The sequence below is a fragment of the Pseudomonas sp. 18173 genome, from assembly GCF_050432945.1.
Lineage (GTDB): Bacteria > Pseudomonadota > Gammaproteobacteria > Pseudomonadales > Pseudomonadaceae > Aquipseudomonas.
The window spans coordinates 329,980-342,954 of the sequence record NZ_JBKFTN010000002.1; the positions used below are offsets into that span (position 1 = coordinate 329,980).

Here is a 12,975-nt window from a genome sequence, read left to right on the forward strand (position 1 = left end):
AACCTTAAGTTAACGGTTCAGCGCTGTAAAGTCTGGAAATAACTTACAAAACCGATGGGCGCAAGGCTGCAATCATGTCCACTTCTATCGCGGCATTTTTTGGCAACTGATAAACACCGACGGTGGTGCGCGTATGTTTACCGGCATCGCCCAGCACATGGCTGAACACATCCGAGGCGCCGTTGGCCACTTCGCTCAAATCGACAAAGTCCGCGGTGGACTTCACATAGACCGTTACCCGGATCAAGGACTTGATCTTGTCCAGCGAACCGATGGCATCGACGATCAGCGCCAGCCCACGCATCGCACTGATGCTGGCGGCCGCTTGTGCATCGGCCATGTTGAGGTCCAGTCCGACGCGGCCGGGGTAATGGATCTTGCCGTTCATGCGCGGCACCAGGCCGCTGATGTACAGCTCATCGTGATGCCGGATCAGCGGCGCGTAATGCCCACCTGCGGTGTTTTCGCCATAGATGTCATAACCGAACTCTTTGGCCAGGGCGATGAAGCGTTCATCGCAGGTCATGTGCTGGATCATTGATCGAACCCTCTTAATCAGTAATGCAAAACGGCTGCTTGCTGGCTCAACACACCGCGCGGGTGGCCGGTGCCAGGCAAGTCACTTCAGTGCGTGCCTCAATTGCCTCGGCCAGACGCAACAGGTCGTTGCTCAGTTGCCCGTAGTGTTCGTTGAACAACACGATGTGGCCGATGAATGAGAAATTGTCCTTGACCAGCGCGCTGACCGAGTCGCCGATACGTTTGGCGTATTGCCCTTCCACCAGGTCGATACGCAGTGCATGAGCCAGGGCCTGGATGTCGGGCGTTGAGCGCAATATGCCGCCGGCGGGCGCCCTGAGCAGGCGAATACCGCAGTAGCCGCGAGCCACTGGCTGGTGCTGTTCGGTCTTGCCTTCCACCGCCCAGCGCACCCAGCGTTCCCACGGATCGAAATTGACGAAGGCGCGTTTGGCCAGGTCCCAGATGTGCATGCCGCCGGGGCGCATGTTGGTTTCCACAGCGGAGGTCAGGTTGTCGCTGCGCAGGAACACTTCGTTGTGCCAGGCGCCATTGTCCAGGGACACCAAAGACGCCATATGCCGACCGGCTGCCATTAAACGTGCCTGTACCTGCGCCGGAAGCGGTGCGGGTACGACTTGCTGGATCTCTGCGCGATAGGCGCCTTCGGTGGTGGTTTTTTCAGTGACCCAGGTGCTGCCGGCCACGCAGTCCCAACTGTATTCACGGGCGTTCTGCACCAGCTCTTCAAGGACGATGCCGCCTTCGCGGTAAGGTTTCAGGGCGAGCCAGGCGTCATCGCATTCCGAAGGATGATGGATGACGCGACAGCCCCGGCTCGCGCCTTCGCACGCGGGCTTGATGAAGGCCTTGCCGCCCAGTTCGACGACGCGTTGACGCAGTTCCGGCAGGCTTTCGACCCGAGCGGAAAACACCGGCCGGTACTCTTCCGGGGAGGATTCGGCCGCCGCTTCGAGCCGACGAAAGATCTGTTTGTCCAGGCCCGCCCGGGCTTCGCCGGGGGTAATGCCCGGCAAGCCGAAGTGACTGGCCAGCGCGGCACCGAGCAGCACGCCACGGTCGGAGAACGGCAGTACGCCGATCAGCTTCCAGCGGTCGGCATTCAGGCACCCGACCACCAGCTCAAGGGACGCTGCCATGTCTTTCTCGGCCAGCGAAGTGCAGCAGACGTGATCGGCCACCTGATCGTCATGGGGCTGAATCTTCTCGACCAGCAGGATGAGCCTGGCGTTGTAGAGCGACTTGCACAGCTCACGCAATTTCTGGATGTCGTGCACGCGATTGCCGTTGTAACCGACCACTACTACGCATGAAGTCGTATTCATTGATGCCCCCGACCTGCCAAGTGAAAACCGCAACGGTGCTGACTCAGTCATGCAGCGACACGCTGGATTTACGGTTGAGCCAGTACCAGGCCAGGATCCCGCCGGCGCCGATGGCGGCGAGGACCAGCGCGTTGTACGGTGCCGGCACCACTCGCATGATCAACACGGTCAGCCCGGCCCCTACCCCAAGGGACACTTCCTTGACGAACATGTTGTTTTGTTTGACCGAGAAGTAATCGAGGTAACTGAAGGCGCATTCGGCGATCGACAGCAGCGCCACCCAGATCAGCGCCCCGGCGAGGGTTTCGACGCGGAACGCGGCTGGCGAAGACAGCACGGCAAAGCCGCCGACGATGATCCCGATCACTGCCACGACCTTGAAGCGCCCGGTGCGCTCGATCAGTTTCATCACCGGCACCTGGGCGAACACCACCACGGCGCTGTTGAGGATCAGCATCAAGCCGTACCAGGTGGGCAGCTCGCCGGTCTTGAGCAGGATCGCCTGCGGCAGGATCGAGAACACCCCGAACAGCTTGATGCCCATGATGATCCCGGCAATCACCCAGGGCAGTTTATTGCCCCAACTGCTGCCGACCTGGCTGGCTGGACGGGCCACCACCGGCTCGCTGGTGAAGGTGGCGCCGAGGGCGATCGGCAGGCACAGCAACACGAACGCCGCCGCGCCGAGGAAAAACATCGTCGGTGTGAGCAGCGGCGACAGCAGGATCAAACCCGCCACCAGGCTGCCCATGTTCATGGCCACGCGGTTGTAGGCTGCGCCTTCCTTGGTCTGGGCCGCTTCGCTCTTGATCAGGTAACCCGCAATGGCAATGCCGTAGGCAAACAGGGCAGCAGCAAACATCACCATGCCTTGATTGCTGGTCAGCGCCAGCAACACCAGGCCAAGGCCGGCACACAGCAGCGTGACGCTCAGGGAACGGCGGCCAAGCACCAGTAACGTCAGGGGCAACAGCAGCAACAAGGCGCGGTATCCAAGGGCCAGGATGCTGTTGGTGGCAGTGTCGAGCCAGACGTTGGCCTTGCCCAGCACCGCGAACAGCGAGACGGCGGTGATGATCCGGATCGTGAACAAGCGCAGGTTAATGACCGGCTTGGCCACCGCGACCGTTGTTTCGACACTCATGCAACACCTCAAGAACCGGGTGAATGCCCGCCTGAAAGGCCGACACTCAGAAAAGTCTGTAAGGGCATGGTAGAGAGAGAGGCTTGTCCTGATCAGAGCAAGTTCGTATAGAATCCAACGAACTTTACTGCCACAGAGACCAGTAAAATGCAGGTTCAACGTGCAGTCATCAAAGCCATTGAATTCCAGCCCGGCGCGCCGCTGGTGCAGCAGATCGTCGATCAACTGACCCAGGCGATCAGTACCGGTGGCCTGCCACACGGCGCCAAGCTGCCGCCGATTCGCGAACTCTCCGACTTGATGAATGTGGGTAAATCCACGGTGGTCGATGCGCTGGACCGCTTGCGGGCCAAGGGGCTGGTGGTGTCGCGCCAGGGTTCGGGGCATTACGTGCATCGCTCCAGTGCCGCGCTGCAAAGCGGCACCGGCCCGGACCTGCAACCCCAGGACACCCTGAGCGTGGTGCGCCGCGCACTGCTGCTGGACAACGGCGCACTGCGCCCCGGCTGCGGTTTTCTGCCGACCTCATGGCTGCCCGCCGAAGAATTGCAGAAAGCCGTGCGCAGCACCCTGCGAGCGACGTCGCTGCGCATGGGCGAGTACGGCGTGGCCGGCGGTTACCTGCCGTTGCGCCAGGCCCTGCGGGTCAAACTGGCGACTTTCGGCATCGAAGCACCGGTGGACCAGATCATCACCACCGCCAACACCATGCAGGCCATCGACCTGCTGATGCGCCTGCTGGTCAAACCCGGCGACACCGTGCTGCTCGACGACCCCTGCTACTTCAACATGCACGCCAACCTCGCCTTGCACGGGGCCAAAGTCATCACCATTGCCCGGGATCGCGACGGCATGGACCTCGACGCGTTCGAGCAACTGCTGATCGCCCACAAACCCGTGCTGTACATGACCAACAGCACACTGCATAACCCCACCGGCCACTCGTTCAGTCCGGCCCAGGTTTATCGCTTGGTGGAGTTGAGCCACCGATACGGTTTCCACATTGTCGAGGACGATCTGTACTGCGACATCCAGCAACGCCGCACGCCGCGCCTGGCGGCCAGCGGGCTGGACAATGTGAGTTATGTCTCAGGTTTCTCCAAGACCCTGACCGCCAACAGCCGGGTCAGCTACACCGTACTGTCGCCGCAACTGGCGGCACGCATGGTCGCGCTGAAAATGGCCTGCGGCGGGGTGACCTCGGAGCTGGCAGAGCAGATCACCTGCACCATGCTCAGCGATGGCAGCTACGCCAAGCATGCGCGGCGCACGGTGGATCGCTTGTATGAATCCAACAGCCGGGTGGCGGGCTGGCTGGCGGAGGCCGGGTGCTCATTGTCTTCATTGCCGGGAGAAGGAGTGTTTATCTGGGCACGGTTGCCCGATGGCTTGCATGCCGAGACGCTGGCTCGACAAGGGCTGGAAAACAATATGGTATTGGCGCCGGGCACGTTGCTGAGCAAAGCCGCGAATGCCAGTCAGTTCCTGCGCTTCAATGTGGCGCACAGTGATAGCTTGCAGGTGCGTGAGCGATTCTTGCGCTTGCTCGACACACCACACAAATAGCTGACGCCTCCTGCCCCTTGAACGCGGGCCTGCTCGAGAAAGCCGCGATTCGACCCGGCAAAAGGTCCAATTGAAAGCCCCGCTTTTCTCTCGAAAAACGGGGCGTCCTGTCAATCGAAACTGTACGAGGTGATCATCTGGTCATCGTCCAGATGCAGAATGACATGCTCCGGGGCAGCTATCAGACCGTCGAGGTATCCGCCACCCAGGGCGCAAACATCACGCCCTGTAAGCTCCGACAAAACCGCACGCAGCGCTTCGGAGTATTTTTTGCCAATAGCGGCATTGAAGATAATATCGTTTGTCGAGATCGTTGACATGATGCCTCCTGGCATGAGTGTTTGATTCGTGTTGGTCCTCAACACGGACTCAACTATCGCCCATTCAAAACGCCTTGATGCGGTAAATATGTATTGCTTTGCACGAATCCCCCCCAAAAAAAAGGTTCTTCTCGGATTGTCGGGAAAGTTTTTTTGCTCTGTAGCTGTGAGTGCTGCGAGCTTATCCATTTGCCAGGGTGGCGCTGAATCACCTCGGCAAATGGATAAGCTCACAACTCACAAAACCAACGCCAACGCCAACGCCAACGCCAACGCCAATCTTCCCCGGTAATCCGTGATGAACCAAAAAAAAGCCCCGCTCTTCTCTCGAAGGCGGGGCTTTTCTTTACAACATCCAAACCTTAAGGCGCGTACGTCAGCAGCAGCTCGGTCGGCACTTTGAAGTCCAGGGACATCATCACGCTCAACGCGGTAATGGTGAAGATCGAGAACACGAACAGCTTGCGTGCCCAGACCGTGTCATCCACTGCCTTGTAACCGGTCCAGGCCATGTACAGCCAGTACATGCCCATGGCCGCGGCGACGGCGAGGTAGCTCATGCCGGCGTAGCCGCTGAAGGTCAGCATCAAGGTCGCCACGAGGAAGGCCAGGATGTAGATCAGGATGTGCTTCTTGGCCACCTGGATCCCGCGCTTGACTGGCAGCACCGGAATCGATGCGGCCAGGTAATCGTTGAAGCGGAAGATCGCGATGGCGTAGGAATGCGGCATCTGCCAAAGGCTGAACATCACCAGCAGGGTCAGTGCGGCCATGTCGAAGGTGTTGCTCACCGCGACGTAGCCGATCACCGGCGGCATGGCGCCCGACAGACTGCCCACCAGCGTGCCGTGAACCGACTTGCGCTTGAGGTACAGGCTGTAGAAGCCGACGTAGATGATGAAGCCGATGACTGCGAACAGCGCGGCCAACGGGTTGGCCACCTTGTACAACAGCGCAACGCCGGCGACACCAAGGACGGTCGCATAGATCAGGGCCAGTTTCAGGGAGATCAAGCCCTGGACCAGCACCCGGTTCTTGGTGCGTTCCATCTTCAGGTCGATGTCGCGGTCGATGCAGTTGTTGAACACGCAACCGGAGGCAACCACCAGGGACGTGCCGATCATGGCGGCCAGGAAGATGGCCAGATCGACATGCCCTTTGGAGGCCAGGAAAAATCCGCCTGCCACAGAAAGCACGTTACCGAAAATGATCCCCGGTTTGGTGATTTGGATAAAGTGCTTGAGGGACATGCGGACTTACCTCACTTCGCCATCATGAACGTGTGGATGCTGAACATGATCCACAGCGACAAGCCAACCAGCAGGACAATCACGATCGCGGCAAAGACAAACGCAATCACGTTGTTACGCTGCGCGGCCGAGCGGTCCAGATGGAGGAAGTACACCAGGTGCACCAGCACCTGGATGACTGCGAACGCGACGACGATCATCAGGGTGATCGACTTCGGCAGCGTCGGGTACATCACCAGGCCGAACGGGATCAGGGTCAGGATCACCGACAGGATGAAGCCGATGCCGTAGGACTTGACGCTGCCGTGACCGGCGTCGTCATGACCATTGTGGGAATGAGCGTTAGCCATTTACATAGTCCCCATCAGATAAACAACGGTGAATACGCAGATCCACACCACGTCCAGGAAGTGCCAGAACAGGCTCAGGCAGCTCAGACGGGTCTTGTTGGTCGCCGTCAGGCCTTTTTTCTGCACCTGGTACATCATGATCGCCATCCAGATCAGACCGCTGGTCACGTGCAGACCGTGGGTGCCGACCAGGGTGAAGAACCCGGACAGGAAGCCGCTGCGGTTCGGACCGTAGCCTTCGGAGATCAGCATGTGGAACTCGTTGATCTCCATGCCGATGAAGCCGGCACCGAACATGAAGGTCATGGCCAGCCAGCCCAGGACCTGCTTCTTGTTGCCACGGAAGAACGCCAGCATGGCGAAGCCGTAGGTGATCGAACTGAACAGCAGCAGAGCGGTTTCGCCCAGTACGTATGGCAGTTCGAAGATGTCGTGGCCCGACGGGCCACCCGCTACGTTGTTAACCAGTACCGCGTACGCTGCGAAGATCGATGCAAACAGGATGCAGTCGGTCATCAGGTAGAGCCAGAAACCGTATACGGTCATCTCGCCCGAATCGTGGTGATGGTCATCATGCCCATGTCCATCGACATGGGTGTGTCCAGCATTGGTCACTAAGTTCGACATGGTTTAAGCCTGTTCCAACGAGGTTTCAACACGGGTGGCAGTGGCCGGGATTTTCCCTGCCGCGACCAGACGCTTGTGCTGCTCGGCTTCGATGCGCTCGATCACGTCGACCGGCACCATATAGCCTTGATCATCACGGGCCGCGTGGATCGCGAAGTAGATCACGGTGCCTGCCAGGCTAGCGATCGCCAGCCACCAGATGTGCCAGATCATCGCGAAACCGAACACGGTCAACAGCGCGCCCATGACCACACCGGTCGCGGTGTTGTTTGGCATGTGGATCGGCTCGTACTTGGCCGGAACCTTGTACGCGGTGCCGTTTTCCTTGGCTTCGGTGAACGGATCGACAACGTCGGCCTTTGGCAGCACGGCGAAGTTGTAGAACGGAGGTGGCGACGAGGTCGACCATTCCAGGGTGTGTGCATTCCACGGGTCGCCGTGTTCGCACATGTTTTCCGGCTTGTTGCGGTCACGCACGCTGACGTACAGCTGGATCAGCTGGCAAGCGATACCGACTGCGATCATCACCGCACCGAACATGGCGACGTACAGGTACGGCACCCACTCAGGGTTGGTGGTGGCGTTCAGACGACGGGTCATGCCCATGAAGCCCAGTGCATAGAGCGGCATGAACGCGACGAAGAAGCCGCTGATCCAGAACCAGAACGCTGCCTTACCCCAACCTTCGTGCAGCTTGAAGCCGAACGCTTTAGGGAAGTAGAAGCCGAAGCCGGCGATGTAACCGAATACCGCACCGCCGATGATCACGTTGTGGAAGTGCGCGATCACGAACAGGCTGTTGTGCAGAACGAAGTCGGCACCCGGGATGGCCAGCAGTACGCCGGTCATGCCGCCGATGGCGAAGGTCACCATGAAGCCCAGGGTCCACAGGACCTGGCTGGTGAAACGCAGACGGCCTTGATAGATGGTGAACAGCCAGTTGAATAGCTTCACACCCGTCGGGATGGAAATCAGCATCGTCGCCAGACCGAAGAAGGCGTTGACGCTGGCACCCGAACCCATGGTGAAGAAGTGGTGCAGCCAGACCATGAAGCCCAGGATCGAGATCGCGCCCGATGCGTAGACCATCGAGTGGTGGCCGAACAGTTTCTTGCCGGTGAAGGTCGAGATGACTTCGGAGAAGATACCGAACGCCGGCAGGATCAGGATGTACACCTCAGGGTGACCCCAAGCCCAGAACAGGTTGACGTACATCATCGGATTGCCACCAAGTTCATTGGTGAAAATGTGGAAATCCATGTAACGGTCAAGCGTCAGCAGCGCCAGGGTAGCGGTCAGGATCGGGAACGAAGCCACGATCAGGACGTTGGCCCAGGTGCAGGTCCAGGTGAAGATCGGCATGTCCATCAGCTTCATGCCAGGGGTACGCATTTTCAGCACGGTGGCCAGGAAGTTGACCCCGGTTAGCGTCGTACCCAGACCCGATAGCTGTAGCGCCCAGATGTAGTAGTCCATCCCCACGCCAGGGCTGTATTGCAGGCCCGACAGCGGCGGATAGGCAACCCAGCCGGTCTTGGCGAATTCGCCGACGCCCAGGGACAGGTTGATCAGCACCACGCCGGAAACCAGCAGCCAGAAGCTCAGGGAGTTCAGGAACGGGAAGGCAACGTCACGCGCGCCGATCTGCAGCGGCACTGCAAGGTTCATCAGGCCGGTGAAGAATGGCATCGCCATGAAGATGATCATGATCACACCGTGAGCGGTGAAGATCTGGTCATAGTGTTCAGGTGGCAGGTAGCCAGGCGAACCCTCGGTGGCCATGGCCAACTGGGTACGCATCATGATGGCGTCGGCAAAGCCACGCAGCAGCATGACCATGGCGACGACGATGTACATCACGCCGATTTTCTTGTGGTCGACCGAGGTCAGCCACTCGGTCCACAGGTAGGTCCACTTCTTGAAGTAGGTGATTGCAGCGAACAACGCCAGACCACCGAGCGCGATCATGGAGATGGTCACCATGACAATCGGCTCGTGGAACGGGATCGCTTCCCAACTTAATTTACCAAACATCGTTTACTCCTCTGCCCCGGCAGCTGAATGCGAGTTCATGTCCGTAGCGGCCACTTCTTTCTCTTCTTTCTCTTCTTTCTCGTGCTTGACCTTAGGACCCGGTTTCATGCCTTCGTACTTGTCGACGATGGTCTGGAACAGGTTCGGCGTCACCGAGGAGTAGAGCTCGACTGGGTTGTTCTGGCTTGGCTTGGAAAGGGCTGCGTATTCAGCTTGTTCAAGCTGTTTAGGTGCCTTTTTGACTTCGCTTACCCAGGCGTCGAAATCTTCCTGAGTCGTTGCGATCGCCTTGAATTTCATGCCGGTGAAACCAGCGCCGCTGTAGTTGGCGGAGATACCGTCCATTTCAGCGTTCTCGTTGGCGATCAGGTGCAATTTGGTCTGCATGCCCGCCATCGCGTAGATCTGGCCGCCCAGAGCAGGGATGAAGAACGAGTTCATCACGGCGTCGGAAGTGATCTTGAAATTAACCGGGGTGTGCGCCGGGAACACGATCTTGTTGACCGTGGCGATGCCTTGTTCCGGGTAGATGAACAGCCACTTCCAGTCCAGCGCGACCACTTCGATGGTCACAGGCTTGACGTCGGAGTCCAGCGGCTTGTACGGGTCAAGGGCGTGGGTCGACTTGTAGGTGACGTACCCCAGGGCAATGATGATCAGCACCGGAACAGCCCACACCGCGATCTCGATCTTGGTGGAGTGGTTCCATTTCGGGGTGTAGGTAGCGTTGGTGTTGGACGCGCGGTATTTCCAGGCGAACAGGAAGGTCATGACGATGACCGGAACCACGACCAACAGCATCAGCAGCGTTGCGGTGATGATCAGGTTTCGCTCGTCCAGACCGACCTGGCCCTTGGGATTGAGCAAGGTCATGTTGCAGCCTGACAGCAGCAACGTGCCGATCAGCGGCAATAAGCCTAGTAGTCTGGGGTACCTGTTTTTACTCATCTCACGACCTCTAAAGCAGCTTGCGCAATGCAGTTGGGTTTTGATCGCCAACACTTCACCCTGCCAAGGGTTGGCATTTTCTTGGATTGAATAAGGGCATGCCCGTCGTGCGTCAGACGCGTTTCGACAAATCCTGGGCCTGCGGCGAGTTCTTATTCGAATTCGTGGTCAAAGGCCTTGTTACAGACCAATTCCATTTGGTGCGGATAGTTGGAGACTCCGACACCTGGGCATCGCCTGAAGCCACCAGACTTCTCGACACCCTGTTTCTGCTCACACCTGGTTAAGATTTGAGCAGTGCCGGGAATTCAGTGCGGGCGATTGTAGATATGTAACGCTCCATAAACCATGTCTCATCCCGAAATAATTTTTATCCGAACCGGCAACAATCATTAACCGTTTTCGCAAAAGTGGCGCATCTTATCGAAATTGATTCTCAACAAAAACACCAAAATAAGTAGGTCATCCACCCACAGTTCAGACAGTATCGGGTCCCTCTCCACTGCCCGTGACCTTGCCAGAGCCCCGATATGACGGGGGCTCTGGCCATTCGCCAGAGCGTGTTAAAACTGTCTGTTTGTGTTCGCAACGGAAAAAATCGCAAGCCTGCAAAACAGCCCAATTTCGTTACGTTTGCGCGCACCAATCCGGCTTCCTCGAACGCCCTGCGACACCGACTCTGTGACAACATGTCGCACACGTGTCGCACCCTTGGCTGCCACACATCACGGTCTTTTTACCTGGCCTCTGAAATGTGCCCGGCAGCACAAAAAAAGCCCCGGTTCCCTCTGCGAGGACCGGGGCTTTTTTGTCGGACAATGCGTGTGGCAGATGACCTCAGCGCAGCGCTTTGCGGTTACGCGACGTCAGCAATGGCACCAACACTACGATCAGCACGAAGGCGAGCAGCGCCCACTGCGCCAGCGACAGACCGAGGATCGGCGGGTATGGCGTGGAGCAGAAGCCATCGACCTGAAAGCCCAGCGGGAAGATCTTCGCCAGCGGCAACCCATCGACAATCGGTTGCAGCACATCGATGCCGCAGCTGACGGCCGGATAGAACTGCGTAAAGACGTGATGCCCGGCCACGCCTGCGCCTGCCAGCGCGCAGATCACTACCAGGGTTTCGAACACCGTGATGCTGCGGCGGGTGCGCATGGCCGCGCCGATGAAGGCGAAGATCGCGATCAGCAGCAACGCATAACGTTGCAGGATGCACAGCGGGCAAGGCGCCTCGCCCAGCACAATTTGCATGTACAACGCACCGCCGATCAGCGCCAGGCAAATGATGCCCAACAACACCAGGTAGCGCCGTTCACGCCCCAACCGCATGGATTCATCGCTCATCGCGTTTCCCTTCAAGATTTCGAGTGCCCGCCAGTCTACACGCTGGCCCGGACCTTTGAGAGTCTGGAGCGTGTCGGGGGGATTCGGGGGAATAGACGACAAGACGGTTAAGAAGGGATTAACTTTCTGGCTTTTTTCAGTTCAGGATCGAGGTGACCCAATCGCGGGCAAGCCCGCTTCCACAGGTTTTGTGTCGTTCACATCAATCTGGATCGACACAAATCCCTGTGGGAGCGGGCTTGCCCGCGAAGAAGGCGCCGCGGTGGGGCTTACTCACCGCACCAACCGCTTACTCCAGTGCCGCCGCCGGCCCGAAGAACTCGTAACGGCTTTGCTTCTCCGGCACGCCCAGCGCCTTGAGGTGACGCTTCATCGCGGCCATGAAGCCTTTTGGCCCCAGGAAGTAAGCGTCCAGGTCACGCTGCTCCGGCAGCCATGTATTCAATTGCTGTTGGCTCAACAAGCCAACCTTGTGCGCCGCCGGGCTCACACCGTCATCTTCGGCATAGCAGTAGAAGCGCTTGAGCTGCGGGTGACGCTCGGCCAGGCCGTCAATCCAGTCGCGGAAAGCATGCACGCTGCCGTTGCGCGCGCAGTGGATGAAATGTACCGGCCGCCGGGTTTCCAACGCGGCTTCGAGCATCGCCAGGGTCGGGGTAATGCCGACGCCGCCACTGATCAGCACCAGCGGTTTGTCGCTGGCGGTCAGGGTGAAATCGCCCGATGGCGGGAACAACTGGATGCTGGCCCCGACCTGCATCTGGTCATGCAGATAGTTGGACGCGCGACCACCGGCTTCACGCTTGACGCTGATACGGTACTGGCCGTTGTTCGCCAGCGCAGACAGCGAGTAGTTACGACGGATTTCTTCACCGTCGAGGATCAGTTTCATGCCGATGTACTGGCCAGGTTCCGCCACCAGGATCGGGCCTTTGTCCGCGGGTTCGAAGTAGAACGAAGTGATCTCTGCGCTCTCCTCGACCTTGCCGGCCACGATGAATTCCCGCGCCCCGCGCCAGCCGCCGTGGGCTTGTTCCTTCTGGTCATAGATGCTGGATTCGGCACCGATCAGAATGTCCGCCAGTTGGCCGTAAGCCGCGCCCCAGGCTGCGATCACTTCCGGGGTGGCGATCTCTTCGCCCAGTACTTCGGCGATGGCCCGCAGCAGGCAGGTGCCGACAATCGGGTAGTGTTCCGGCAGGATCTGCAGGGCCACGTGCTTGTTGATGATCTTGGCCACCAGGTCGCCCAACTGGTCGAGTTGGTCGATATGGCGCGCATACATCAATACGCCATTGGCCAGGGCACGCGGCTGATCACCGCTGGCCTGGTGGGCCTGGTTGAACAGCGGGCGGACTTGCGGGTATTCGGAGAGCATCATGCGGTAGAAGTGCGTGATCAGCGCTTCGCCACCGCTTTCGAGCAGCGGCACGGTGGATTTGACGATTGCACGGTCTTGAACGCTCAGCATAAGGTGACTCCAGGTCTTCTTAGGGTTGCTAACGAATTACCCTATGCTTATCA

The 12,975-nt window shown here is 58.8% G+C and carries 12 protein-coding genes; 1 reads left to right on the top strand and 11 read right to left on the bottom strand.

The genetic code is table 11. The annotated features are described in order from the left end of the window. Nucleotides 1–43 precede the first annotated feature (43 nt). From ACLD1X_RS03635 to ACLD1X_RS03645, 3 genes are read right to left on the bottom strand one after another with little or no spacing between them, the layout of a single operon-like run. On the bottom strand, nt 44–538 hold the full coding sequence (locus tag ACLD1X_RS03635) for a RidA family protein (RefSeq protein WP_102701083.1): 495 nt from the start codon (nt 536–538) through the stop codon (nt 44–46). A gap of 46 nt (nt 539–584) precedes the next feature. Continuing rightward, nucleotides 585–1,865 carry a biotin carboxylase gene (locus ACLD1X_RS03640; RefSeq protein WP_429366154.1) on the bottom strand — a complete coding sequence of 427 codons (1,281 nt, stop codon included), beginning with the start codon at nt 1,863–1,865 and terminating at the stop codon, nt 585–587. A gap of 43 nt (nt 1,866–1,908) precedes the next feature. Then, a complete protein-coding gene (locus ACLD1X_RS03645) occupies nt 1,909–3,009 on the bottom strand; it encodes a hypothetical protein (RefSeq protein ID WP_429366155.1) in 1,101 nt (366 codons plus the stop codon). Nucleotides 3,010–3,156: 147 nt separating this feature from the next. On the opposite strand from ACLD1X_RS03645, the gene ACLD1X_RS03650 reads away from it, so the two are divergent. Next, on the top strand, nt 3,157–4,575 hold the full coding sequence (locus ACLD1X_RS03650; RefSeq protein WP_429366156.1) for a PLP-dependent aminotransferase family protein: 1,419 nt from the start codon (nt 3,157–3,159) through the stop codon (nt 4,573–4,575). Between the two features lie 110 nt (nt 4,576–4,685). On the opposite strand, the gene ACLD1X_RS03655 is transcribed toward ACLD1X_RS03650, so the two are convergent. From ACLD1X_RS03655 to hmpA, 8 genes are all read right to left on the bottom strand, one after another. Further along, nucleotides 4,686–4,895, bottom strand: coding sequence for a hypothetical protein (locus ACLD1X_RS03655; RefSeq protein WP_429366157.1), 210 nt, complete (start codon nt 4,893–4,895; stop codon nt 4,686–4,688). Nucleotides 4,896–5,257: 362 nt separating this feature from the next. Next, on the bottom strand, nt 5,258–6,145 hold the full coding sequence (cyoE, locus tag ACLD1X_RS03660; RefSeq protein WP_429366158.1) for a heme o synthase: 888 nt from the start codon (nt 6,143–6,145) through the stop codon (nt 5,258–5,260). An 11-nt stretch (nt 6,146–6,156) separates the two neighbouring features. After that, a complete protein-coding gene (gene cyoD, locus ACLD1X_RS03665) occupies nt 6,157–6,495 on the bottom strand; it encodes a cytochrome o ubiquinol oxidase subunit IV (RefSeq protein ID WP_429366159.1) in 339 nt (112 codons plus the stop codon). Then, on the bottom strand, nt 6,496–7,122 hold the full coding sequence (locus tag ACLD1X_RS03670; protein ID WP_429366160.1) for a cytochrome o ubiquinol oxidase subunit III: 627 nt from the start codon (nt 7,120–7,122) through the stop codon (nt 6,496–6,498). 3 nt (nt 7,123–7,125) lie between these two features. Beyond that, a complete protein-coding gene (cyoB, locus tag ACLD1X_RS03675) occupies nt 7,126–9,156 on the bottom strand; it encodes a cytochrome o ubiquinol oxidase subunit I (protein ID WP_429366161.1) in 2,031 nt (676 codons plus the stop codon). A gap of 3 nt (nt 9,157–9,159) precedes the next feature. After that, a complete protein-coding gene (cyoA, locus tag ACLD1X_RS03680) occupies nt 9,160–10,104 on the bottom strand; it encodes a ubiquinol oxidase subunit II (RefSeq protein ID WP_429366162.1) in 945 nt (314 codons plus the stop codon). Nucleotides 10,105–10,941: 837 nt separating this feature from the next. Next, nucleotides 10,942–11,451, bottom strand: a complete 510-nt coding sequence (locus tag ACLD1X_RS03685; RefSeq protein WP_429366163.1) for a disulfide bond formation protein B — start codon at nt 11,449–11,451, stop codon at nt 10,942–10,944. A gap of 289 nt (nt 11,452–11,740) precedes the next feature. After that, nucleotides 11,741–12,922, bottom strand: coding sequence for an NO-inducible flavohemoprotein (gene hmpA, locus ACLD1X_RS03690; protein WP_429366164.1), 1,182 nt, complete (start codon nt 12,920–12,922; stop codon nt 11,741–11,743). Nucleotides 12,923–12,975: the final 53 nt, after the last annotated feature.